The organism is Rhodanobacter sp. Col0626 (assembly GCF_049994385.1).
In the GTDB taxonomy this organism is placed as follows: Bacteria; Pseudomonadota; Gammaproteobacteria; order Xanthomonadales; family Rhodanobacteraceae; genus Rhodanobacter.
Window position 1 is genome coordinate 746,435 of the sequence record NZ_CP188260.1, and the last position, 25,045, is coordinate 771,479.

At 64.3% G+C, this 25,045-nt stretch carries 17 protein-coding genes and 1 pseudogene; 5 read left to right on the forward strand and 13 right to left on the reverse strand.

What is annotated here, in order from left to right; genetic code table 11:
* Positions 1-28 precede the first annotated feature (28 nt).
* From cydB to ACPPVV_RS03090, 5 genes and pseudogenes are all read right to left on the reverse strand, one after another.
* The gene (cydB, locus tag ACPPVV_RS03070) at positions 29-1,159 is read right to left on the reverse strand and encodes a cytochrome d ubiquinol oxidase subunit II (RefSeq protein WP_426702012.1); all 1,131 of its coding nucleotides are present in this window, start codon (positions 1,157-1,159) and stop codon (positions 29-31) included.
* 9 nt (positions 1,160-1,168) lie between these two features.
* Positions 1,169-2,743: a cytochrome ubiquinol oxidase subunit I gene (locus tag ACPPVV_RS03075; RefSeq protein ID WP_426703151.1), complete on the reverse strand. Its 1,575-nt coding sequence runs from the start codon at positions 2,741-2,743 to the stop codon at positions 1,169-1,171.
* Positions 2,743-2,964, reverse strand: coding sequence for a cytochrome oxidase putative small subunit CydP (gene cydP / locus ACPPVV_RS03080; protein ID WP_426702013.1), 222 nt, complete (start codon positions 2,962-2,964; stop codon positions 2,743-2,745). Before cydP ends, ACPPVV_RS03075 begins: the two co-directional genes overlap by 1 nt.
* A gap of 164 nt (positions 2,965-3,128) precedes the next feature.
* On the reverse strand, positions 3,129-8,966 hold the full coding sequence (locus tag ACPPVV_RS03085) for an autotransporter-associated beta strand repeat-containing protein (RefSeq protein ID WP_426702014.1): 5,838 nt from the start codon (positions 8,964-8,966) through the stop codon (positions 3,129-3,131).
* 429 nt (positions 8,967-9,395) lie between these two features.
* Positions 9,396-9,541: pseudogene (locus tag ACPPVV_RS03090) on the reverse strand (cytochrome ubiquinol oxidase subunit I); the annotation flags it as partial.
* Positions 9,542-9,948: 407 nt separating this feature from the next.
* On the opposite strand from ACPPVV_RS03090, the gene ACPPVV_RS03095 reads away from it, so the two are divergent.
* The 3 genes from ACPPVV_RS03095 to ACPPVV_RS03105 are packed head-to-tail and all read left to right on the forward strand — an operon-like array spanning position 9,949 to position 13,968.
* Positions 9,949-10,752, forward strand: coding sequence for a hypothetical protein (locus ACPPVV_RS03095; protein ID WP_426702015.1), 804 nt, complete (start codon positions 9,949-9,951; stop codon positions 10,750-10,752).
* Between the two features lie 8 nt (positions 10,753-10,760).
* A complete protein-coding gene (locus ACPPVV_RS03100) occupies positions 10,761-11,576 on the forward strand; it encodes a hypothetical protein (RefSeq protein WP_426702016.1) in 816 nt (271 codons plus the stop codon).
* Between the two features lie 10 nt (positions 11,577-11,586).
* The gene (locus ACPPVV_RS03105) at positions 11,587-13,968 is read left to right on the forward strand and encodes a hypothetical protein (protein ID WP_426702017.1); all 2,382 of its coding nucleotides are present in this window, start codon (positions 11,587-11,589) and stop codon (positions 13,966-13,968) included.
* 60 nt (positions 13,969-14,028) lie between these two features.
* Here ACPPVV_RS03105 and ACPPVV_RS03110 read toward each other — a convergent pair whose 3' ends face one another.
* From ACPPVV_RS03110 to rph, 8 genes are all read right to left on the reverse strand, one after another.
* On the reverse strand, positions 14,029-15,876 hold the full coding sequence (locus tag ACPPVV_RS03110) for a sensor histidine kinase (RefSeq protein WP_426702018.1): 1,848 nt from the start codon (positions 15,874-15,876) through the stop codon (positions 14,029-14,031).
* Positions 15,864-16,553 carry a response regulator gene (locus ACPPVV_RS03115; protein ID WP_426702019.1) on the reverse strand — a complete coding sequence of 230 codons (690 nt, stop codon included), beginning with the start codon at positions 16,551-16,553 and terminating at the stop codon, positions 15,864-15,866. The genes ACPPVV_RS03110 and ACPPVV_RS03115 overlap by 13 nt, the downstream gene beginning before the upstream one ends.
* 90 nt (positions 16,554-16,643) lie before the next feature.
* On the reverse strand, positions 16,644-17,960 hold the full coding sequence (gene pepQ / locus ACPPVV_RS03120; RefSeq protein WP_426702020.1) for a Xaa-Pro dipeptidase: 1,317 nt from the start codon (positions 17,958-17,960) through the stop codon (positions 16,644-16,646).
* Between the two features lie 159 nt (positions 17,961-18,119).
* Entirely contained in the window at positions 18,120-18,473 is a 354-nt protein-coding gene (locus tag ACPPVV_RS03125) for a PilZ domain-containing protein (RefSeq protein WP_426702021.1), read from the reverse strand.
* Positions 18,470-20,755, reverse strand: coding sequence for a DUF1631 family protein (locus ACPPVV_RS03130; protein ID WP_426702022.1), 2,286 nt, complete (start codon positions 20,753-20,755; stop codon positions 18,470-18,472). The genes ACPPVV_RS03125 and ACPPVV_RS03130 overlap by 4 nt, the downstream gene beginning before the upstream one ends.
* An 80-nt stretch (positions 20,756-20,835) precedes the next feature.
* On the reverse strand, positions 20,836-22,002 hold the full coding sequence (hemW, locus tag ACPPVV_RS03135; protein ID WP_426702023.1) for a radical SAM family heme chaperone HemW: 1,167 nt from the start codon (positions 22,000-22,002) through the stop codon (positions 20,836-20,838).
* Complete coding sequence (gene rdgB / locus ACPPVV_RS03140; protein ID WP_426702024.1) at positions 21,999-22,598, reverse strand: RdgB/HAM1 family non-canonical purine NTP pyrophosphatase; 600 nt, start codon at positions 22,596-22,598, stop codon at positions 21,999-22,001. Before rdgB ends, hemW begins: the two co-directional genes overlap by 4 nt.
* 5 nt (positions 22,599-22,603) lie before the next feature.
* Positions 22,604-23,335 (reverse strand): ribonuclease PH, encoded by a 732-nt coding sequence (gene rph / locus ACPPVV_RS03145; RefSeq protein WP_426702025.1) that lies wholly within the window; start codon positions 23,333-23,335, stop codon positions 22,604-22,606.
* Between the two features lie 91 nt (positions 23,336-23,426).
* Here rph and ACPPVV_RS03150 point away from each other — a divergent pair, with 91 nt between their 5' ends.
* Both ACPPVV_RS03150 and gmk read left to right on the forward strand, forming a co-directional pair.
* Positions 23,427-24,290, forward strand: a complete 864-nt coding sequence (locus ACPPVV_RS03150) for a YicC/YloC family endoribonuclease (RefSeq protein WP_426702026.1) — start codon at positions 23,427-23,429, stop codon at positions 24,288-24,290.
* Positions 24,287-24,913, forward strand: coding sequence for a guanylate kinase (gene gmk / locus ACPPVV_RS03155; RefSeq protein ID WP_426702027.1), 627 nt, complete (start codon positions 24,287-24,289; stop codon positions 24,911-24,913). Before ACPPVV_RS03150 ends, gmk begins: the two co-directional genes overlap by 4 nt.
* The last annotated feature ends 132 nt before the right edge of the window (positions 24,914-25,045 follow it).

Below are 25,045 nucleotides of genomic sequence, written 5' to 3' on the forward strand. Positions count from 1 at the left end.
GAAATTGCGGGAGCGACGCCGTCGCCATTCAATAGCCGCCGTGCGCCTTGCGGATTTGTTCCAACGTGACCCGTCCGCGCATCACCCGATACACCCAGCTCGTGTAGAGGATGACGATCGGCAACAACACCGCCGTGACCAGCAACATCAGCTGCAAGGTGCCACGGCTGGACGAGGCGTCCCACACGGTGAGGCTGGAGCGCGGATCGAGACGCGAGGGCAGCAGGAACGGGAACAACGCAAAACCGGCCGATGCGATCGTGCTGCCCACCATCAGGCCGCTGGCGATGAAGCCGGTGATATTGCGCCGGCCGATCAGGGCCTGCACGCAGACCGAGGAGATCAGTGCCAACAACGGCGCGATCCAGAACCACGGATATTGCATGTAGCCGGCAAACCAGCTGCCGCCGTAAGCGACCTGCTTGTACAGCGGATTGGACACGCCATCGGTCACCACCGGACCGGCCACCGCGTAACCGGGAATGCCGTAGGCCAGCCATACGCCTGCCAGCACGTATAGCGCGGCAAACACCAGGGTCATCCAGCGGGCGATCGTCACCGCGCGCGCGGCGATCACGTGGTCCGCTTTCAGCGCCGCCCAGCACGCGCCATGGGCCAGCAGCATGCTCAGCGACACTAGTCCGCACAGCAGCGCGAACGGATGCAACAGGTCGAAGAAACCGCCATGCCAGCTCATGCGCAGGTCGCCGTCGAACTGGAACGGCAAGCCCAGGAACAGGTTGCCGAAGGCCACGCCCGCGACCAGCATCACCACCAGGCCCGACCCGGTCAGCACCCAGTCCCACAGTGAAGCCCAGCGCGGATCGTGGATCTTGCCGCGGAAGTTGAAGCCGACCGGGCGCAGGATGAAGGCCAGCAGCACCAGCGCGATCGCCAGGTACATGCCGGAGAACGACACCGCATAAAGCATCGGCCAGGCCGCAAACGTGGCACCACCGGCAAGGATGAACCACACCTGGTTGCCTTCCCAGGTCGGTTCGATGCCTTCCAGCAGCACCAGTCGCTCCTCGTTGTCGCGGCCGAGGATCTTCAACAGGCCGGCGACGCCGAAGTCGAAGCCGTCCATGATCGCGAAACCGATCAGCAGCGTGCCGAGCAGGGCCCACCAGATCACCCGCAGCGTGGCGTAGTCGAACATGGCGCGCTCCTAGTCCTGCATCGATGGGCGGTGCGACGGATCGGCTCCGACCTGCGGCCAGATACCCAGCCCGTCGGGTCCCTTGCGGATGAACTTTCGCATCAAGGTCACGTCGACGATCGCCAGTGCGGTGTAAAACAGCAGGAAGCCGCCGAGTGAGGTCATCACCTGTCCGGCGCTGACCGACGACACCCCCAGCGCAGTCGGCAACACACCTTCGATCGCCCATGGCTGGCGGCCATACTCGGCCACGATCCAGCCCAGTTCGATCGCCACCCACGGCAGCGGCAGGCTCCACAGGGCCAGCCGCAGGTACCAGCGCTGCGTGTCCAGCTTGCGCGTGCCGGCCTTCCAGAACGAGAACGCGAACAGCGCGATGAAGTAGAAGCCGCAGCCGACCATGATGCGGAACGCCCAGAACAGCACCGGCACGTTCGGGATCGTCGAGTCGGCCGCCTTCTGGATATCCGCCGGCGTGGCCTTGCGCGGATCGTCCACGTATTTCTTCAGCAGCAGCGCGTAGCCCAGGTCCTTGTCGTGCGCCGCGAGCGTGGCCTTTGCCTGCGCGTTGTCCTTGTCCTGGCGCAGCACCAGCATCGCGTCGTAGGCCTGGATGCCGGTGCCGATACGGCCCTTGGCAGCGTCCACCAGTTCGGCGATGCCGGGCATGGTTTCGTCAAGCGACCGAGTGCCGATCAGGCCCATCACCCACGGGATTCTCACCGCGTAGTCGGTAGTGCGCCGCTGCACGTTCGGTAGCCCCATCAGCGTGAACGAGGCAGGTGCCGGCTCGGTGTGCCACATCGCCTCGATCGCCGCCATCTTCATTTTCTGGTTCAGCGACACGGTGTAACCGGAGGCGTCACCCAGCACTACCACCGACAGCGATGCGGCCAGGCCGAAACTCGCCGCCACCGTCATCGAACGCTTGGCGAAATCCACGTTGCGCCCGCGCAGCAGGTACCACGCACTGATCGACAGCACGAACATCGCACCCAGCACATAGCCGGCACTCACCGTGTGCACGAATTTCTCCTGTGCCACGGGATTGAAGAACACCTCGGAGAACGAGGTCACTTCCATTCGCATCGTCGCCGGGTTGAATTCGGAGCCTACCGGATGCTGCATCCATGCGTTGGCGATCAGAATCCACAGCGCCGACAGGCTCGTGCCCAACGCCAGGAACCAGGTCACCAGCAGGTGCTTGATGCGCGAGATGCGATCCCAGCCCATGAAGAACACGCCAATCAGCGTCGCTTCGAGGAAGAATGCCATCAGTCCCTCGATCGCCAGCGGAGCACCGAAGATGTCGCCCACGTAATGCGAGTAGTACGCCCAGTTCATGCCGAACTGGAATTCCATCGTCACACCGGTGGCCACGCCCATCGCGAAATTGATGCCGAACAACACGCCCCAGAACTGCACCATGCGCTTCCAGACTTCGCGCCCCGTCATCACGTAGACGCTTTCCATGATGGCGAGGATCCATACCAGTCCCAGTGTCAGCGGCACGAACAGGAAGTGGTAAAGCGCGGTCAGCGCGAATTGCAGGCGCGACAGCGTGACGACATCGGCATCGATGATCATGGGTGGCCTTCGGTCGGGGTTTGCGATGTCGGTGCCAGCCGGTGCGCAACCGCATCCGGGCTGACATCGGGTTTCGGTTGCGGCGCGAAGGCCACCCACCAGATCAGCGTCAGCAGCATGATCTTCAGTGCAACGACGCCAAACAGCTCCACCGTCAGCCGACGCAGCGGACGGTGCGGCAGAACATGGCGATCCGGTTCGACAGACGAAAGGGACATGCGGTGACCCCGTGCCTCACATGCCGCCGAGAATACGCCCGTCGCGTGACGCTGTCGTGCGGAGCAATGTCGCAGCCTGCGGCAATGCGCGCGGATTGCACATGCTGCGAACAGCATGCCGCGTGCCCGCGCCGTCATCGCGGGCACGCGGCATGCGATCTTCCTCAGAACGTCACGGTCAGGCTCATGCGTGCGCCCTGGTCCCGCACGCCGCTGGCGAACTGGCCGAGATAGCTGGCATCCACGGTGACGTTCTTTGCCAGCTTGAAGTCGATGCCGAGATCGGTGGTCACGGCATGCCGCGCCACCGGCATGCCGGCGATCGCGAAGCTGTCGCCACCGGCCACGAAGCGCATCGAACTGACTGGTGTCAGATCACCCCAGGCCTGCTGCCAGCCAAGGCTGGCGTGGGCATGGATGCCGGCGGCAGCATCGAGTGCCAGCGTGTCGCGCAGGCCCAGCGTGGCGGTGTTCACCGAAGTGCTGTTGCCGTCGAGCGCCAGCGCGGCGTCCCCACCGCCTTCCCGCAGGGCATCGTCATGAACACGCACACGTGCCAGGTTAACGAATGGCTCCAGTTGCTGATTCAGGCTCACGTCGAACCGATAACCGCCTTCCACATAGGCCTGTGCAGTCTGCGCATGATGCTGGCTGGTCAACCGGTCGCTGTAGTTGCCGAATGCGACCGTCCGGTTGCTGTGCACGTCCTGCCACGCATAGGCCACGCCCGCGCGAAGCGCGAATGCACCGAACGCGCTGCTGCCGTAGAGGCTGGCATGGTTGCCGAGTACGTGCGCCGACGAGCCTACGCTGTTCGACTGGGTCGAGTTCTGGCCATGGCCGAGCACGACGCCAAGCCGACTGTTGCCGAGCGGCAGGTCGGCACCGAACAGCAATCCGCTGCCGTTGGCCTGCAGCGTGGCCGCATTGCCGTCATCGGCATCGTGTCCGCCGTGTCCCCATGCGCTGGTCCAGACGCTGAGGCCGTCGGCCGTCGCACCTTCGTTGACGTCATGGCCGAGGCCCAGCAGATGGCGGTCGATGGCATCGCGCACATAGCGGCTGTCGTCGATCAGCGCCTTGCGGGTGCTGGCATGGATCACGCCGGAGAGCTGGTCATAGGCATGTCGCGCCGTCGGTGCATCAAGCGTCGTCAATGCGGTATACACCGCGCTGCCGAAGCCGAATCCATCGGCCACTGCCGCAGTGGCGCGTTGGTTCGGTGTCTGCGCGACACTTGCGAAGCTGATGTCGTTGCGTTGCAGCGCGAGGTTCACCGCGTTGGCTGTATAGCTCAATACCGGATTGAGAAACGGCAGGCTGGCACTGGCCGAGGCAAACTGCCCGCTGACTCCACCGGTAGCGATGAGTACAGTGTAATCGGTGCGCGGCGCCCAATTGCCCGCCTGTGCCAGCACCACCGTGCTGCCGCCAAGGATGGTCGCCTTGCCGCCCACCACAAGCTGGCTCGTCTGGCCGCTGGGCAGGGCATCGATGTTGAACACGCCATGGGCGTTCTGGGTGTAGTTGCCGTGTACGGTCAGTGTGCCGATCGAGCCACCGGGCCAAAGCGTGCCGTCATTGACCAGGTTGCCGCCGATGGTGCCGTGTCCGCGCAAGGTGCCGCCAGCTGCTACCTGCACGTCGCCACCGAGGAAGGCGGTAACCGTGTTCGCATCACCCACTTCCAGAGTGCCGGCCTGTACCGTGGTGTTGCCGCTGAATGTGTTGTTGCCGTTGAACACGAGCAGGCCCGCACCGGTCTTGGTCAGTGTGCCGTTGCCGGAGAGGCTGCCGGCGAAGATGCCGTCGGCATGCTGATCGAATGTCAGCGCGGCGTTGTCGATGATGTTGCCCTGCAGGCTGGTGCTGTCGCCCCGTAACGTGCCGGCGTCGATCGTGGTGCCGCCCGCATAGCTGTTCGCACCGGTGAGGAGCAGGGTGCCTGTACCACGTTTGACCAATGCGCCGGTTCCGTCGAGTGCTTGTGTGACGGTGAAAGTGTTGCCGGTGTCGGCGATATCGAAGCCGCCACCCTGGCTGCCCAGCATGATGTCGCGTGAGGTGCCGTTGAACGCGGTGCCGGTGACCTGCAAGGTGCCGCCGTCCAGGGTGAGATCGCCGCTGGCGGCGCCAAGATTGGCGTCGCGGGCCACCGACAGGGTGCCACCGGTAATCGTGGTGCCATCGCTGTAGGTGTTGCTGGCGGTGAGCACCAAGGTGCCGAGGTCGCTCTTGGTCAGGCCGTCGGTGCCGGCGAGTACGTTGTTGATCGTGGCGACATAATCCGCGCCCGCGGCGCTGCCATCGCCCACCCGGATGACCGGTGCGTCGCCGCTGGTGCGGACGAGAGTCAGCGTATCGCCGGTCAGCGCATAGCCGTTGCCGGCGAACTGCAGGCCGGTGGTGTCGACGTTGCCGGCGCTGTCGTCCACCGTCACGGCACCCGCTGCACCACCGAAGATGGCGAAGCTCGGTTGCGGTTGCATCGCTGCCGTCACGCTGCCCGCCGCGTCGGTCCAGTTCGGCGAGGCCATGGTCCAGGTGCCGCTGCCGCCACCCATCTGCGTCGCACTGGCCAGACCGTTCGCATTCCAGAAATTCAGCACCGTGCTGCTGATGTTGAGCAGGTTGATCTGTTTGTCGGCGGTAAGGTTCTGGATCGTATAAAGGCCTCCAGGCGCCGTGCCCAGGCTGATGCCGCCGTGGGTTTCGGTCAGGCTGCCGCCGTAGGCAAACAGGTTGTACAGGCCCGGTCCGAAGCCGCCTGCGTCGGTGATGTTGAGCACGGCGCCATCCAGTTCGAGACTGCCGCCGACCTTCACGCTGTCGCCCGTACCGGCCGTCTGTAGATTCGCTCCCGGTGCTCCGAACTCGAAGTCGAGCCGGGCGTCCTGCGCAATGCTCAGGTTGCCGCCCACGGTGAGTGTGCCGATGCTGTCGCCCGGTGCCAGATGTGCGCCGCCGGCGACATCGACGTCGCCGCCGATCATGCCGTGGCCGTCCAGGGTGGCGCCTTGATCCACCTGCGCATCGCCGGCGATCGAAGCAGTGGCATGTGCGCTGTCGCCCACGATCAGGGTGCCGGCCTGCACGTCGGTGAGGCCGGTATAGGTATTGACACCATTGAGCGTCAGTGTGCCGCTGCCGAGCTTGTCCAGTGCATCGCCGTAACTGGCGCCGCCGGAGTCGACATCGGAGATCACGCCATCGATGACGTCATCCCGGTTCAATGCACCGAGGGTCAAGGTGATCGGCACCACGTTGTAGTTGGCGTCGTAACTGCTGCCCAGCACCACGTCGCCGCCGCCCGACAGCGATCCGATGGAAAGGTTGGTGGCGGTCGCATCGCGATACAACACATCCACTTCACCGCCGACTCCGTTCGCCACGATCGCGCCTGCGGCAGTGGATGATGCCTGGAACTGGATGATGCCGCCGACCTGGTTGGTCAGCACGGCGCTGCCCGCGTCGGTGTGACCGGACAGGTAGGTCGTGCCACCGCTGGCATTGGTAATGCTGACGCTGCCCAGATCGGAAGCCACCGGATTGCCGTTGCCGCCGTAGCCATCGTCGAACGTGATTTTGGCGGTGTAAAGCCCTTGGCCAACGTTGCTGATGACTGCACTGCCGGCATTGCCGCCCTGGAACGCGATGGTGCCGTATTGCCCCGTATTGTTGATGGTGGCGTTACCAGCATCGCTGCTGATGTAGAAATTCGTCGTCGCCGCGGCACCGTGGTTGTCGATGGTGGCGTTGCCTGCGCTGCTGTACTGGCCGAAGTTCAGATCGCTGGTGCCGTTGACGGTAATGGCCAGCGAACCCGCGCTGGTCGGCGTCGTCGCGCTGCCGTAGAACGCCAGGATGTTGGTCGGAGATGAGCCGTCGCCACCCACGCTGACCGGCCCGCTGCCCAGCGCGCCGGTGCTGTTGGCACTCACCGCGGTGCGATAGGCACCGTTGATCGTGGTGCCGCCGCTATAGCTGTTGTTGCCGTTGGTCAGGGTCAGCGTGTTCTGACCGTTGCTGGTGAAAGTCAGGCTGCCGTTGCCGCTGACCAGGCCATCCAGTTCCAGGTAACGGCTCGAACCGCCCGTCGGGGTGATGTTGAAGGTGCCGCCGCCAGCGCCGAGTGTCACCGGTGCCGATGTGGTCAGGCTGGCATTCGTCAGCTGCAGCGTGCCGTTGTCAAGATTCAGCGCGTTGGTCGTGGTCAGCGCCTGCACGCTGGTAAGGTCGATCAGGGTGGCTCCGTGGTTGATGGTGGTGGCGCCGGTGTAGCTGTTGAAGCCGTTGAGCGTTTCCGTGCCGCCGCTCACGGTGAGTCCGCCGTTGCCGATGATCTGGCCGGCGAACGTGCCGCTGGCACCGGTCAGTGTCAGTGTCCGTGTGCCCAGGTTCACTGTACTGCCGCTCGCGCCATCCAGCGAAACGATCGACGCACCGTTGGTGGTGTTGGAGATGTCGAAGGCGGCATTGCTGGCGACAGTCACATCGCTGGAGCCGGCGATGCTGCCGCTGCCGGACAAGGCGAGCGTGCCGGCACGGATCGTGGTGGCACCGTTGTAGGTGTTGGTGCCGATGTAGGTGAGCAGGCCCGTGCCTTGCTGCGTCACCGTGCCGATGCCGGTGATGTTGTTGGCGATGGTGGTAGAGGCAGTGTTTTCGAACACCAGCGCGCCGTTGTCAGTGACATCGCCCGCGCCAATCGCACCATTTGCAGTTCCGTCGCCGATCTGCAGCGTACCGGCGCTGATGACAATGCCGCCGCTGAAGCTGTTGTTGCCGGTCAGCACGGTTGTGCCGCCGCCAACCTGCTGCAATGCGCCGCTGCCGGAGATGACACCGGACACGGTCAGACCCGCGGTGCTGCCATTGAACCCCAGGCTGGAGCCGCCGCCGAGCACGATGTTGTTGCCGAGCGTCATGCCGCTGTTTTGCGCGGCGATGGTGGCGCCGGCATTGTTGGCAAGTTCCAGGTTGCCGATGAGGTTGGATCCGGTTTTGAGATTGAGCGTATTGCCAGTGCCGCCGAACAACACGGCATCAGCGCGGGTGCTGCCACTGCCGTCAAGGCCGCCGCTGATGGTGTTGCTGTTGATAATGCTGTTGCCACCGGTGGTGACGATGCCAACCCCTCCAGCAGCACTGTTGCCGCTGTAACCACCCGCACCGTTGCCACCCATGCCGCCATGGCCGCCGGTGATGACACCCGTATTGATCAGTGTTCCATTGCTGCCATTTGCAAAGAAAACACCGGTGCCACCACCGCCGCCATTGCCGGCACCTTGGGCAAAGTCGATTGTGCTGTTGCCGCCTTTGCCTCCATTTCCGCCGTTGATCGTTGCGGTGTTTGTTCCGCCGGCACCGGTAATGAATACACCGTAGCCACCTGCACCGCCGCCACCGCCACCACCATTGCTGTCGCCGCCATTACCGCCGTTGCCACCGGTGATGGTGCTGTAGCTCAACGGAAATGTGGCGGTGATCGCGCCGAATGCGCCACCGCCACCACCACCGCCACCGGATCCGAAAAACCCTCCGCCGGCCGCACCATTGATGCCGCTGCCTCCAATGCCGTTCATGGCAACGCTACCGCCGGTACCACCGGCGCCACCCGAAGTGCCCTCACCCTCCGGGCTGCCTGTGCCACCGGAACCGCCGGTGATGCCCGCGCCGCCGCCGCCGCCGCCGGCTCCGACGTTGACTCCAAGCGTGCCGTTACCGCCGTTGGAAGCCATGCCGGTGGTGCTGTTGGTGGTGCCACCACCTCCTGCGCCGGAATAGCCGCCCCTGCCGCCATCTGCGTACGCTGGTGGCGAGGCACCCAGAAGGAGTCCGCCCAAGGCAAGCGCACACGCCAACGCCAATGGCCGCGGCGCCAATGTTCGCCTGGAACTTGGCGTCCCATCCGACGCCGTAACCGGCGCATGCGCCAATTCCGAGGCCACCTGCAGCACGCGTAGCGCGCGGTTCCAGACCAGGCAGTAAGTGCGATTCATGGTGTTGCCCCCGTGGTGTTGCGAACGTTGAAGTGGAAGTGGCTGGAAAGGCGAGGATGGTCTTTGGCTATCCGGGAGCGTGGGATCAAACGATGCGCACGCTGCGCGAGTAGAGCTTGGGATCGTGTAAGTGGACGAACAGGACCGGCGGCAGGATCGTGGCGTGCTAGCGCGCCTCGACTTCCGGCCACGCCGTATGCGGGCCCGAAATGAAATGCAGGCGCTGGTACGTCGACTTTCTTCCCCTGTGTGCGGCATGGCCGATTGCTGCGCCAACGGCGTCACCATGAAGGGCGTCACCTTAGTTCGGGGGTGGATGGGGCGGTACCCCCGAAATCAGGGGTGGCCGGCGAGACGGAAATCTGCCGTGCGTTGTCGCGAGATGGGGCGGCCAATGAGTGCCGGGCTCATCCGCGGCCGCCAGGTGATGGCCGCCACCGTCATCGAGCGCCTGGCGACATCCACGTTGCGTCCGCGCAGCAGGTACCACGCACTGATCGACAGCACGAACGTCACGCCATCACGTAGCCGGCGCTCACCATGTGCACGAATTTGTCCTGCGCCACCGGATTGAAGAATCCCTCGGCGGGTCTGCCGGAGACGGACGTGAGGGTGACGGTTGATCCGAGCATCAGCAACGAGGCCAGCGTCGCCACCATCTGCGTTGATTGCAAAGTTCCGTTGCAGCCGCATCGCATGTGACCAAGGTTATCGAGACCTCGTATGGAAGCATTGTCGATCTGTGCGATCCGCTCGTCGTCGACGTGCGAAACGAATCTCGGGTTTCATGCCTTCGTTCGGCGGCAATTATTTGGCGGCCGGAAGACGAATGATTCGGGGGATCCAGATGGAGTTACATCACACCCCTGATTTCGGGGATTGTGCATCAACGTGTTGAAGGCTATTTCTCTTGTGGCACGGAACACATATGCGCTGTCGGAAGTTGCCGGTGGCGTTTCACTTCAGTCATGGGAGCCCCGCAATGAACGCACATGCAACGCGCCTCGAAGCCGCGCAGATTTGGCTTGATTCGAATGAAACCGGACTGGTCAGGCCCTGGCTGAATGCATCCGTACTGCTTCCTCAGCTCGCCAATGGCGATGGAGCCAACGCGCCCGCCGCGGCCGTCGTCAGCGGGTCCTTTGGGCGGCAGGCAGCAAGAGATGGAGACGATGCACTCAAGGGTGCTGGTAGCGATGTGGGCAAGATCGCCGAGGTGCTGGTTCGGTATCCCATCACCGGGGCCACGACCGTACTTGGCCTTGCACGCAAGGCTGTCGGCTACAACCCGCAATTACCCGCAACCGACGGCAATGCCGACAAATTCAATGCCTATGTAAGGAAGGTGATGGACGCACCTTTTTTTCATCTCGATTATTCCGACAACAAGGCGCTGCACCAAAAGACCGACAACTGGGACAAGCTGATCGGCGAGATCGTCGAACTCTTTGAAGGCGTCATCGATGAAAACCGCAACCGCGTCACGCAAGGCCTGAAGAATCTGGCCCACTCGGCCACCGCGACAAGTGACAAGCATCAAACCATGAACGTGTTCTGCCAACAGGTCGTATCGGTAGGCGCGACGGGCGTAAGTGTCGGCATTTACAGCAGCGAAGTGTCGATGGTCGAGCACGACGGCAAGCACTCCAGTCGGCAGGCGGACTACAAGGTCAATCGTGCGCTCCTGAGTTTTGATACCAATTCCTGGCCGATTTTCGCGCGCATGGTGGCTGCCAAGCAGATCACCAGCGTCATGGAGTGGCTGACCGATGCGAACACGTTGTAGGAAAGGTAATGAGTGACCTCCCTCAATGGGTGCCCGATGCATCGATCGGCGCCTGGATCGCCTCCGCGAGCCCGGTGCCGCTGGGCTCACTCGGAATCGGTGCGAGTATCAACGGCATCAAGAGCGATTCCATGATTGCCGGGCCGCAGGCCGAGGCGGCGTTGGCCGCGGATCGGTGCGTGGTCAAGGCGTCGGCTTCAGGAGCTGACGCCGAATGGGTGGCCGCGTTCCGGCTGAGCCCGCTAACCGGTTGCACATCGGTGCTGAGCAGGGCCTTGGCTCAATCGACATGGAACCCACTCGCAAACATGGGTGGCGAGTACCTGGCTTTCCAGCTCTACCTGGACCGACTCAATGCCATGCAGTTCTTCGACGGGCCTCCGGCACGCTCGGAATCTGCCGTGAACCTTCTTGACTATCGCAACAGCGACGCGATGGCCAAGGCTATCGCGTCGCTGTTGCCGGATATGGATGTGCGCGACCGTAATCGTGTCACGCGTTCCATCATGACCATGGCGCATAGCGTGTTCGATGGCGGCGATGGTTCTTATTCGGGCTCGGCAACAATGTTCACCCAGCACGTGCTTGCCGTTGCGGAAACCCACGTGCAGGCCCATCTGCACTGGTGCCAGGCCGTGATGCGCTACGACCGCGAGAAGAAAAAGAACGTGGTTCACGAAAGCAGGCAGTCGCGATTCGTCGTCCAGCGCTTCACTTTCACGTTGTCCATGGATCGATGGGCCGCCAAGGCGGATGAGGTTGCGCGACAAAAGATCACGGATGTCGAGACTTGGCTCGCCAGTACGAGCCGCTTGCGTCAATAGGAGCAACCCCATGCAATTTGTCGAAAGTACTCCCGCGACATTCTTCAATGAGATGACGAAGCAGGCATGTGTGAAGCGTGCTACCTACACGGGCGGCAGGGACAACTTTATCGCCAAGCTGTCTGGGGATCTGTGGTTCAGGGACACTGTCGATGAATGGGCGGCGAGCCGCATCGACACCGAGTGCGCGCGATTGTTTGCATGGGTTGGTCAACCCCTTCTGTCCGACTCGCGCTACCTGACGGTCTACTCGTTTGCCGACGAATCGGCACTCTGGGTGTGTGCCATCGACCGTCCAGCTGGTCGTTGCGCGGGGCTTCGTTTCTTGTGCAGCCGGCGCCATGGGGTTTTCTTGGTACAGGACAGCCTTCGCCGGCTCGGGGCCGTGGCGGTGGATCGTGTGGGAAACAGCCTGTCGCTGGAATGGCCCCCGCAAAACGACCAGGCTTTCACCTGGAGCGCCCCATCGATTCATCCACTGCAGGCATCGGAAAACTACTATCGGCATCGCGCGATCGAGCAGGAACTGGCCGATCCGGCCAACGCACGTGATGCCCAGGCGGAGGTCATCCAGGACGTCTTCTTCATGAGTAGTGCGAGGACTCGCTGCTTTGAGGACGGCGATCCACCTGCCCGCGATCCGCATCCACTGGCTTCCGTACGGATGAACCATCTGATCGATTCGTTCTACCTGTACCGGTTGCTTGTGGCGTATCGCATCACCTCATCAGAGACAGTCAGCGAAGATCAACGGAATGCCTTGAGCAGTCAGCTCACGGCGATGATGCATGATCGTTCGCGCATGTCCTGGCTGGGGGCGTGGCTGGCAGAGAAAATTGCCGAAATCGGGCGCCGGATTGGTCGGCTGAACAAGGAGTGCGACACGCCTTCGGTAATTTTCTTCCTTAAGGGCGGGCGCGCGCTGAATTACTGGCTTGGTACCCCAGGTGAGGGTGAGAACGACTGGGATACGCAGGTCGTCATCAATCCGTTCCTGCCACAGGCGCGCTGGTATGAATTGTTCGCGAAGGTGCACGATCTATTGTTGCGCACATTGACGGAGTTCCAGATCGAGTTCGCGCAACTGATGATCGATCATGCAGAGGACTTTCATGCATACACGAGCGAAATCGACGCCGCCGTGCCGGTGCCGCCGTCCGCGCCGGACGGAGTGAGCATGGATGCAGACGTTGCCAGCGAGCACGCCAATTGCAAGGCCGAGCTGATCGATATTGGCATCCCGCGACGTGACCAGCCGGCGGCGCAGGAGGAATGGCATCGTTTGACCATGAAGGATGCGCTATGTGTCGACGCGAGTGGCGTGATCTATCCGGCACGTGACTATTACCTCAATGAGTACCTCATGATGATCCGTGAGGCTTACTTGCCTGGAGGTAATGTCGCGAAGGCGCCCAAGCGCATCAATCGCTTTGTCAAGATTTTCGTTCACGAGCCGGCTGACGCCGGCCCGGGCATCATGCAGCGCATGGACGCCTTGCCACAATCACGAGACACGATCGGGCAGCTGGATGATTTCGCCGAGAAAGAACTTCTGTTTCGCATCGGCGCACAATTTGTCGAAGCACATAATTTGCGTCTGGATAAAGATATCCGCGAGCAATTCGATGCGGCGTTTGCCGTGCTTGTCAAGAACCCGCCCGAGTTGCCGCAAGATCTGCGTGTAGATGACGAGATGGAGCGGCGAATGGCGAGCCGCGTACAGATCGCGAAATTCCTCTCGGACTGGATGGCGCCGAAGGTACAGGCGCGCGCCGCCTGGATCGCCAAGAACGGTGCGGTGTTTACCGAACATCTGCGGCAGCTGCAGACTTGCCTGGAGCGCCCGCTGGAGAAGGTCGGCGCACAGATGGTCGTGGCCGGAGGTTTCGCCGCGTATCTCCAGAGCAAACAATTGCGTTTCGAGTCGCCGGGCATGGAGCCCTTGTGGCGAATACTGGTGAAATTGCAATTTCCTCATGATGGCGACGCGCATGCGCTCTGGGAAACGGTGCGGCTAGCGGTCGAACGCTTCGGCAACGAATATGGCCAATTACACGGATTGATGCTGAAGGTCGAAGATGCGAGAGACTTCGATCTTCCTGCGCAGCCAGACCGTGGCTCCTTCAATTTCTTCTGCAACGAACCGGCTGAAAAGCCATTGGGCTATTCGCCGCTGCTGCTCAAGATACGGCTGGCATGCCAGGACGGCAACGTGCTGCCACCACGCTCGTGGATCGATGGCGTGCCAGTGACGGACTTGCGTTACCAGATTGCCGATTACGCGCGGCGTGCCGCGAAAATCGACGAGCTGAGCGTGCGGCACGCGCTGAATCGGGCACGGCGGGCCGGGGTGCTCATGGCGACGCAGCTGGAAATCGTTTCAGACGAGTAGACGACGTTCCGGCCATCGTCGTTTTGGACTCTTGTGCTGTGGAATGACTTGCTTTGGCAATTACAGGGCGGTGTCGAGGCTGAGCATGACGCCGTTACCGGGGGACGTCGTCGTCGCCAGTTCGCCACCCAGCCGGTTGCAGCGGGCGCGCAGACTGGACAGGCCGGCACCCGTGGCGCCATGGGTTTGCGGGTCGAAGCCGCGGCCGTCATCGCATACCTGTATTTGCAGGCGTCCTGGGTCGCAGGCAACGAGAATATCCACGCGGCGGGCACCGCTGTGCTTGAGCACGTTGGTCAACGCCTCCTGCAACAGGCGCAGCAAATCGAGGCTGCGCGCGGGCCCCAGGTGCAGGTCATCCAGGCCTTCCAGTCGCCAGCGGCTGTCGATGCCGGCGGCTTCCAGCCGCTGGCTCCAGCGATGGCGCAGTGGCGCGAGCAGGCCGATGATGTCGGCGCCCTGCTCGTGGGTGGTGGTGTCGATGACCAGGCGCAGGTCGTCGCGCAGTTCCTTCAGGGTGGCGATGCTGCGTGTGGTTTCCGGTGACGGCGGCGATTGCTCCAGGGTGGCGATGGCGCCGAGCAGGCTGCCGCCAAAGCCGTCGTGCAGGTCGCGCACCAGGTTCAGGCGTTCGCCGATGCGGGTGTTGCTGAGCGCCAGCGTGTGTTCGCGCGAGAGCGTGTCGGACAACCGGGCGGTGGCGGTTTCCACTTCCTGTTGCAGCTCGGCGTTGAAGCCTTCCACGCGACGCATTGCAGTGGAAAAGCGCCAGGCGATGGCAAAGCCCATGCTGACCAGGCTCAGCGGCGAGGTCAGCACGCTCAGGTCGTAATTGCTGCTGTGGATCCATTGCAGGAACACCGCCAGGTCGCGGATCGATACCAGGGTGGGCAGCAGCAGGCACAGACCCATGACGCGCACATCAACGCGTGGCGTGCGCGCGGCATGCCACAGGAACAGTATCGTGGCAGCGTAGTAGACGATCACGGTTGGCCAGATCCATGCGTTGCGCCACGGGCCCATGTAGTGGGGAAACAGCAGGGCCGTCGCCAGCGCGAGCGCAGCAGCCACCAGCAGTACCCGCTCGAAACGTGGCCAGCGCCGCTCGCAAAAGCGCAACAGGAACACCAGGAAAGCAGCACACGAGGCGGCGAACAGCGCGGCGTTCATCGCTTCCCAGGCATCGGTGTTGTCGAACGGCCACGGGCTCGACGCTACGTAGTTCCAGGCATAGCCTGCGCCGAGCAGCGTGGTCACGGCGTACCAGCCGAACACCGTTTCCTTGCGCCGCAACAGCCAGAACATGAAGAACAGCACGCCCAATACGGTGCTCAACGCAAAGTCGAACAACTGGATGTGGTAGCGCCAGAACATCCCGTGCCGGTACAACGCCTGCGTCGCCGTCGGATCGCCGAGGGTGACCTTGCCCAGGCCGGGCTGGTAGGCGGCCAGCCCCGAGATGCGCACCAGCAGCGTGTTGTCTCCTGCGCGCAGCAAGGGTCGATCGAGCAGAAAATACTGCGGCGCAATCCAGGCGCGTGCGAGTGGCTCGGTCAGGCCGATATCGCGATGGACCAGACTGCCGTTGACCCAGACTTCGTCGACCATGCAGACGTAGTCGAGCAGCAAGCCGAGCGGCACGGCGGCATCCTGCTGGTGCCAGTGCAGCCGATACCACACCACGCCGTCATGTTGCGGCCAGCGGGTGTTCCATTGGTCCATCAACTTGACTGGCACCCAGCCGCTGGCAGGTGGCGCGGTGGCGTTCCAACCGGACGGCGCGGCTTCGGCGCGGTCGAGTATCGTCAAGGCTGGTGTCGCGGTTTGTGCGTGCGATATTCCGGTAACCAGCAAGAGCAGCAGCCATGCAAGCCATGCCTGCCGCTGGTGCGACTTCAATGCAGCCATCCCCGTGACTTGGCCTCGAACACCGCAGCGGTGCGCGAGCCAACGGCCAGCTTGCGGTAGATCGTCTTGGTGTAGCCCTCGATGGTGAAGCGCGATAGCGCGATCATCTCGGCGATCTCGCGGTTGCTGTAGCCGCGTGCCACCAAATGCAGGATTTCGGTTTCGCGATCGGACAGGGCGTGGTCGTTATCGCTTGCCGGGGCGCCCGGTGTGCTCGATGCAGGGGGCGCGGCCGGCAAAAGAGTCAGGATGCGCCGAGCGACAAAGGGATCGATCGGTGCGCCACCGCGCTGGATGCTCTGCAGTGCCAGGCTGAGTTCGATGTCCTCGCGTTCCTTCAGCAGATAACCGATGGCGCCGGCGCGTAGCGCGGCCAGCACCGTTTCCTCGTCGCCGTATGCCGAGATCACCACGATGGTCAGCTGCGGCCGGTGCTCATGCAGCCATGCGATCAGCTCGATCCCGTTGCCATCAGGCAGGCCGATATCGACCAGGGCCGTGCCGCCGGCGTTCTCGTCCAGGTGTGCCTTGGCTGCGGCGATGCTGCCGGCCGTGGTGATCTGCGTGTCCGATCCAATCAGCTCCACCAGCAGCCGGAGCAGGCGTTGCTGCATCGGACCGTTGTCCTCGACGATCAGGGTCGGACTCAGGTCGATGCTGTTTTCCGTCGACTCCATGTGTTGCGGACGCCCCCCGGCCGATAGCGGAGGTCGGTCGACCTCCGATCCGGCAAGTATACGGGGTGGCTACGACGAGAGTTCGACGCCTCAGCCGGCCTGCGCGAACGCGTCGCGCGTCAGGTTCTCTGGCGCATCGTCGGTGCACACCACGTCGTCTTCGATGCGGATGCCGCCGTACTGGCGGAACGCGTCGACCTTCGCCCAGTCGATGTCGGCGGCGACGGGTTTGTTGCGCAGTTCGGCCAGCAGAATGTCGATGAAATACAGGCCGGGCTCGATCGTCACCACCATGCCCGGCTCCAGCACGCGAGTCATGCGCAGATACGGATGCCCGTCCGGACGGGCGATCATGCCGCCACGTTCGCTCTGCTGGAATCCGGCGACGTCGTGTACCTGCAGGCCGATCGGGTGGCCGAGGCCATGCGGGAAGAACGCGCTGGTCACGCCGGATTCGACCGCGCTCTCTGCGCTCATGCGCAGGAAGCCGTGCTCGCGCAGCACACCGGCCAGCACGTGGTGCGCATGGATGTGCAGTTCGGGATAGCTCTGGCCGGCACGTACCTTTGCCACGAAGCCCCGCTGGGCGGCGTCGACGCTATCGATCAGCGCCTGGAATTCGGCCGCCTGCGGCACGGCGTAGGTGCGGGTGATATCGCTGGCGTAACCGGCGGCGCTGGCACCGGCATCGATCAGGAACGAGCGGCTGTGCGCAGGCAGGACGCGATCGAAGTTCGTGTAGTGCAGTACCGCGCCGTGTTCGTTCAAGGCCACGATGCTGGCGTAAGGCAGTTCAGCGTCGATCTGTTTCGCGGCAGCGAGATAGGCCAGGTGGATGCCGAACTCGCTTTCACCAGCGCGGAACGCGGCCTCGGCGGCACGGTGCGCGCGCGTGCCGATGTGGCTGGCTTCGCGCATCAACATCAGTTCGTACGGCGTCTTGTAGCTGCGGTGCCAGTGCAGGTAGGCGAGTACCGGCTGGGGATTGTTGACCTCGACGCCGTCGATGGCGGGGTTGGGTGCGATCACCGCACACTTGCCGGCGGGCAGTTGCGCGATGGCCTCCGCCGCGCTGCGCACGATCACGATATCGAAATGCTCGACCCAGTAACCATGCGGCGCTTCTGGCACCACGTGCCAGTAGTCGCGCGGCTGCACGAAGATCAGCTTCGGCTTGCTGCCCGGGGTGTACGCGATCCAGCTGCCTGGCGCGTCGATCAGTGGCAGCCAGTGTTTGAAATGCGGGTTGGCGACGAACGGATAGTCCTGGTCGTCGAGGAATTTGCGCAACGGCGTACCGGCGGCGATCAGCAGATGATCGAAGCCGCCCGCGGCGAGCGCCTTGTCGGCGCGTTCGCGCACGGTGGTCAGGTGGTGCGGATACAGCGAAGCGAGTGGATCGTGCATGGAGACTCCTGCAGCGGCGGGCTGTGCTGCGGCCGGGTCGGCTGCCATGGCATGCGGCTGGCAGCCGCTGCACCCAGGGCCGGAACAGCCCGTGATGAAAAAGGGGAGGAAGAGCAGCGTCCATGATGCCGCGCAAGCACCGCCACTGCCAGTGAAGCGTCAGGCTTGTCCCAGCCAGCTCTCGAGGCGGGCAGCGTCGGTGTCGGTAATCGCCACGATCCGATAACCGGCCCAGACCTGGCCGGAGCTGGCCGCGGGTTCGTGCCACTGCTCCTGGATGCCAAGTTCGATCGGTTGCGATTGCGTCAGCAACCGGCCGCTGCCGGGGAGGCTCAGGCTGACCTGATAAAGCGCTTCGCTGCGTGGCTCCCGCTCGCTGATGAGCAACATGCCACTGCTGGAAAGATTGCCCAGGTGCCCGAGCGGCATGCCGCTGATCACATCGGTGACGATGGCGTTGGTGGCGGCGCGCTTGCGTTCCGCGCGGCGCTGGTTGCTGTCATGCGGACTCATCGGCGAGTGGGCTCCGGTGCATGGGGGTGTTTGGCGCCATCCGGACGTTGGCGCAGGCTCCCTGTGAAGCTGCGCCAGGCACGGTCGAGCAGGCTCTCGCGCTGTTCGATCACTTCGCATACGCGACCTCCGGCGATCTCGTGAGCCAGCTGGGCCAGGCTCATCTCCTCGCCGCGCTGGCCGCGGCGGCTGACCAGCAAGCATCGTCCGGACATGGGCGAGTACCAGGCCAGCTTGCGCCGGACAATCTGCCCGGTGCCCGGATCGATGAATTCGAACCAGCTGCCGAACGGCACGTCGCGCAGGTGCTGCTCGATCCGTCGTTCACGCGGGCTGGGCTCCGGCGTCTGGGCTGGAGGATGGGCGGCCACCGGCTCGCGCGGGACGGATTGTTGTTCGCCCAGGCGCTGATGCTGTTTCAGGCGCAGTGCGAGATCGGTGGCGCTGGGCAGCTCCACCGCGGGATCGGGCGTACCCGCGCCAAGCAGCCGTTGCGCGACCTGCTCGGCTTCCTCGGCATGCATGCCGATCTGCTGCAGGCCGTTCTCCACGTTTTCCTGCAACTTCTCGCGATCGCCCGCGGGCAGCCGGCCGAGCAGCTGGTCGGTGATGGCCAGCTGTGCGCCAAAGGCGTCGCTGTCCTCGCCATGACGCAACAACGTCAGCGCCAGTACGTCCGACCAGGCCCGGTCCAGCAGCGCACGCAACAGGCCGCGTGGGGGCGATTGCGCAAAGCGTTCGGCCATCAGTTCGCCGGCACGGTGGCGCGCCTGGTCCAGCCGCTCGCGACCTTGTGCGGCTTCCACGTGGCGACGTTCGGCCGCTTGCGCCTTGCGGGTGAGCAGGGCGAGGTGGTGTTCGATGTCGGCCAGGAGCGTGGTGTACAGGCCCGCGCTGGGTGGCTCCTGGTTCGCGCGGCTGACCAGTTGTTCGAGCTTGTTCGCCAGCGGCCGGTTGCTTTCGTCGTCGCTGCCGTCGAGCCAGTCGTTGGCCGCGGCGGCGACCGTGTCCAGCAGCTGGCGCGCCGGATGCTCGCGCTTCTCGAAAAACGCGTGATCGGCGACGGCCATGCGCAACACCGGCAGTTGCAGTTCGCTGAGCAGGTGGCGCGCATTGCCGCCCTGTTGCAGTTGCTGGCCGAGTTGCTCGAACAGGCCGGCGACGAGCTCCACCGTATCGCCCTGTTCGCCGCTCAGCTGGGTGGCCGGCGCTCCGCTGGGCTTGCCGAGGTTGAGCTGGGTCAGCAGTTCCTCGCGCAGTCGTCCGGCGCTGCGCAACTCGCGGCTGGCATGATCGGTGACCTGGGCCAGATGCTGTTGCAATGCGCCGAGCGCCGCCTGCAGTTCGTCTTCGCTGGCAGCGCGTCCGACGGAATTGCCCGTTCCACCCTGGTCGGCACGTCGTTGGGCGAGCAGATCACGCAGCGATTCCAGTACTTCGATCGAGCCGCCGGAACTGGCGCCGGGTGCGGCAGCGGCAGCAGCAGCAGCGTTGTCGGCGGGTTGCGCCTCCTCGGCAAGCGCAGTGGTTTCGCCGGCGACCGGGCGTGCCCGTTTGCCGATATGGCGCGGAATCGGAATGCTGCGCAGCTGCGGCAGGATGCCGTCGGCCTGCAAGTGTGCATTGATGCTGGCGTACAACGGCGCCAGCGACTGGATGACGCATTGATCGAAGTGCTGCAGCAACAGCAGCTGATGCTGCCGCGGAAGTTCCAGTTCGGCACTGGCCTGCAGACATGCCTGCGCCAGCGCGTGCGGTCCCAGTGGCAGAGCCTGGCCCTCCAGTGGCGGCGCGCCGATCAGTACCGCCAGTCGATAGCCGAGCTCGTACAACACGCTGCTGTGACGGACTTCACCGCGGGCACCCAGTTGCTCGAGCGCCATCGAGAGCTCCTGCTCGGCGGGGTCGACCAGCTCCAGTGACTGCCATGGTTTCGCATCGAGGGCAGCATCCGGTTTGGCGGCGGCAGCGTCGATGTCGTTGAGCGCGATGCCCAGCGCTTCCATGAAGCGCCGCTCGAACGTGGCGCGGCCTTGCAGCACGCGCTGGCGGCTGGCGAAGCAGTCCTGCTGTTCGCTCGGGCGGCGCGCGCGTTCGGCCAGCGCGAACAACTGCTGTTCGAATTCGCCCAGACAATGTCGCAACGGTCCGTGCAGCCCTTCCACACACAGTGTGTAGCTGGTCTCGAACAGCTGTTGCGCACGCACGGGCCAGCGGCCGTTGCTGGAGCGCACGCCCTGATACGACGCAAGCGAACGACGTCGGTCGTGTTCGACATCCATGCAAGAAACCCGTGTATTCCCCCGAAAGGGCAAGTCTATGCCGGTTGTGGCGGCTATGCCATGTGCAGGCCGACGGGCGCTCAGTCGAGAAAGCTGGCGATCACATCGTTCAGGAATCGCTGGCCCAGCGCCGTGGTGTGCAAATGCTGCGGATCATCGTGCAGCCAGCCGCGCCGGCGCGCATTGGCCAGTGCGGCGGCGATGCGCTCGGGCGGCAGCCCGGTGCGCTCGGCGAAGGCGGCCAGCGGCACGCCGTCGATCAGCCGCAGCGCGTTCAACATGTACTCGAATGGCAGTTCGGTTGCGTCGACGACGTTGTCGCCGCCGATGCGCGCGGAACCGCCGGCGGCTTCCAGGAAAGCGCGCGGATGGCGGGTTTTCCAGCGCCGATGCACCTGGCCAGTGGTCGCATCGCTGAGTTTGCCGTGCGCGCCGGCACCGATGCCGAGGTAATCGCCGAACTGCCAATAGTTGAGGTTGTGCACGCAGCGTCGGCCCGGTCGTGCGTAGGCGGAGATTTCGTACTGGCCGTAGCCGGCCGCGGCGAGGCGCGCTTCGCACGCTTCCTGCATCGCCCAGGCGTGGTCGTCGTCGGGCAGCGGCGGCGGGTTGGCGGCGAACGCGGTATTCGGCTCCAGGGTTAGCTGGTAGTGCGAGACGTGCGTGGGTGCCAGCGCCACGGCGCGCTCCACGTCGGCCAGTGCGCCGTCCAGGGTCTGCTGCGGAAGCGCGTACATCAGGTCGAGGTTGATATTGGTGTAGCCCGCGTCCTGTGCCGATTTCACCGCGGCCTCCGCTTCGCTGGCACTGTGAATGCGGCCGAGCCGTTTCAGTTTGTCGTCGTCGAAGCTCTGCACGCCGAACGAGATGCGGTTGACGCCGGCTGCCAGATAGCCGTCGAAACGGCCGTGCTCGACCGTGCCAGGGTTGGTTTCCAGGGTTATTTCGGCGTCGGTGGCCAGTGGCAGGCGAGTGCGCACGCCGTCGAGCAAACGGTCGATCAGCTCCGGCGAGAACAGGCTCGGCGTGCCGCCGCCGAAGAAGATGCTGATGACCGGGCGGTCCTGGAGTGCCGCGGCAAAGTCGACCCGGTCGGCATCGAGGTCGGCCAGCAGGTGGTCGATGTAGTCGGCGTAGGGTGGTGGTTCGCTGCGCAGGCCGTGCGAGTTGAAATCGCAGTACGGGCACTTCTTCACGCACCACGGCATGTGGATGTACAGCGACAGCGGTGGCGCGAGCAGGCTCATGCGCGCAGTTCGTGCAGCCGGTCGCGCAGCAGTGCCAGCGCCTGGCCGCGGTGGCTGAGCCGGTTCTTCAACGCGTCGTCCATCTCGGCGATGCTTTGCTCGTGACCTTCGGGCAGAAATACGGGGTTGTAACCGAAACCGCCGCTACCGCGGCCTTCGGTGAGGATGCGTCCATGCCAGCGCGCTTCGGCGATCAGCGGCGCCGGATCTTCGGGATGGCGCAGCAACACGAGCACGCCGATGAAGAACGCGCCGCGCTGTTCGGTCGGCACGCCGTCGAGTTCGCGCAACAGTTTGGCGTTGTTGGCCACGGCATCGCCATGGCCGCCGCTGTAGCGCGCCGAATAGAGGCCCGGCGCGCCGTGCAGGTGATCCACGCACAGCCCCGAGTCGTCGGCCAGCGCGGGCAGGCCGCTGGCCTGCGCCGCGTGGCGCGCTTTCAGCAGCGCATTCTCGACGAAGGTCAGACCCGTCTCTTCGGCGTCGTCGACACCCAGACTGGCCTGGGTGATGACCTCAAGGCCGCTGTCGGCGAGGAGCGCGCCGAATTCCTTCAGCTTGCCCGGGTTGCTGCTGGCCAGGACGATGCGCGACATCGGGTTCAGACCTGCGCCAGCGCTGCGCGTTGCGCCATGACCAACTCGCCGATGCCTTTTTCGGCCAGTGCCAGCAGCGCATCCATTTCATCGCGCCGAAACGCGTGGCCTTCGGCGGTGCCCTGGATCTCGATGAAGCCGCCACCGTCGTTCATCACCACGTTCATGTCGGTGTCGCAGTCGGAATCCTCCGCGTAGTCGAGATCGAGCATGGGCTGTCCCTTGTAGATGCCAACGGAGACGGCGGCGATCGCGCCGACGACCGGGTTGCGTTTCAGGTTCTCGCGCTTCATCAGCAGGTTCACCGCGTCGACCAGGGCCACGTAGGCGCCGGTGATGGCCGCGGTGCGGGTGCCGCCGTCGGCCTGCAGCACGTCGCAGTCCAGGGTGATCACGCGTTCGCCCAGTGCCTGCCGGTTGACGCAGGCGCGCAGGCTGCGGCCGATTAGCCGCTGGATTTCCATGGTGCGGCCGCCCTGGCCGCCGCGCGCCGCTTCGCGCTGGGTGCGGGTGTTGGTGGCACGCGGCAGCATGCCGTATTCGGCGGTGACCCAGCCTTCGCCCTTGCCGCGCAGCCAGGCCGGCGCGCGATCCTCGATGCTGGCGGTGCACAGCACGCGGGTGTCGCCGAAGCTCACCAGGACCGAACCCTCGGCGTGGCGGGTGTAGTGGCGTTCGATGGTGACGGCGCGCAGCTGGTCGCTGGCGCGGCCGCTGGGGCGGATGACGGAGTTCATGGGGAATCCTGGCTGGGGGCCTGCCGGATTGGGCAAGGCGAGGCGGAGAGTTTACCATTGCGCTCTTTTCCCACGTCCGGACGGCGCCACGATGATCCGCAGCATGACGGCCTATGCCAGCGCTGAAACCACCGGTCCCGCCGGAACGCTCAGCTGCGAACTGCGCACGGTCAACCACCGTTATCTGGAACTGAGCCCGCGTTTGCCGGACGAATTGCGCGGTTTTGAATCGTCATTGCGCGAACGGGTCGCGGCAAAATTGTCGCGCGGCAAGCTGGATCTCACGGTGCGGCTGCGCGGCGGCGACGCACGCAGCGATTCACTTCAGGTCAACAGCGCGCTGTTGTCGCGTTTGTCGGAGCTGAACCTGGACCTGGCCGCGTTGTTTCCCAGCCTGCAGGTGCACTTCACTGAATTGCTGCGCTTTCCCGGCGTGCTGCAGCAGGCCGAGGTCGACGCCGACACGCAACAGGTAGCGCTGTTCGACGTACTCGATCGGGCACTGGATGCACTCACCGCCACCCGCGAGCGCGAGGGCGAGAAGCTCGGCGAGATCCTGCGCGACAAGCTCGATGCCATCGAACGCGTGGTCGCCGATGTGCGCGGCTGGATGCCGCAGATCCGCGCCGCGCTGCGCACGCGACTGGAAACCCGGCTGGCCGACCTCAAGCAGCCGATCGAACCGGGCCGGCTGGAGCAGGAGCTGGTATTGCAGATCACCCGCACCGACGTCGATGAGGAACTGGACCGTCTCAGCACGCATATCGGCGAAACGCGCCGTGTGCTGGGGTTGAAGGAGCCGGTCGGTCGCCGCCTGGATTTCCTGATGCAGGAATTCAACCGCGAGGCCAATACGCTGGGTTCCAAGTCGGTCGATACCCGCAGCACCAACGCGGCGGTCGAGCTGAAGGTGCTGATCGAACAGATGCGCGAGCAGGTGCAGAACATCGAATGAACGCCCCGCTGCAAGGCACTCTGTTCGTGGTCGCCGCACCTTCCGGTGCCGGCAAATCGACCCTGGTCAACGCACTGCTCGAGCGTGAGCCGGCGATCTCGCTGTCGGTATCGCACACCACGCGGCCGCCGCGGGTCGGCGAAACGTACGGGCGGCATTACTACTTCGTCGAGCGCGCGGGGTTTGAGCGCGAGATCGCCGAGGGCATTTTTCTCGAACATGCCGAAGTGCATGGCAATCTCTATGGCACCTCGCGCACCACGGTGCAGGAGTTGCTGACGCAGGGCAGGGACGTCTTGCTGGAGATCGACTGGCAGGGCGCGCAGCAGATCCGCCTCAGCAAGCCCGACTGCGTCAGCGTGTTCATCCTGCCGCCGTCACGGGTGGAGCTTGAGCGGCGCCTGCGCGGCCGCGGCTCGGACAGTGCCGAGGTGATCGATCGCCGGCTGCGCAATTCACGTGGCGAGATCGCCCACGCGCACGAGTTCGACTACATCCTGGTGAACGACGCATTCGATGTGGCGCTGGCCGACCTGCAGGCCATCGTGCGGGCCGTGCGCCTGCGCAGTGCGTTGCAGTGGCAGCGGCACGAGGTGTTGATTGACGAATTGCTCGCCTCGTAGGAGCCCGCTGGCGGGCGATGCTCTTTCTCGGGGGTGCGGCAGAGCATCGCCCGCCAGCGGGCTCCTGCGAGAAGGCAGCGCGTGTTGCATGGTGTTGTCGGTGTGGTTCCATTACCTTGTCTTCTTTTGTGA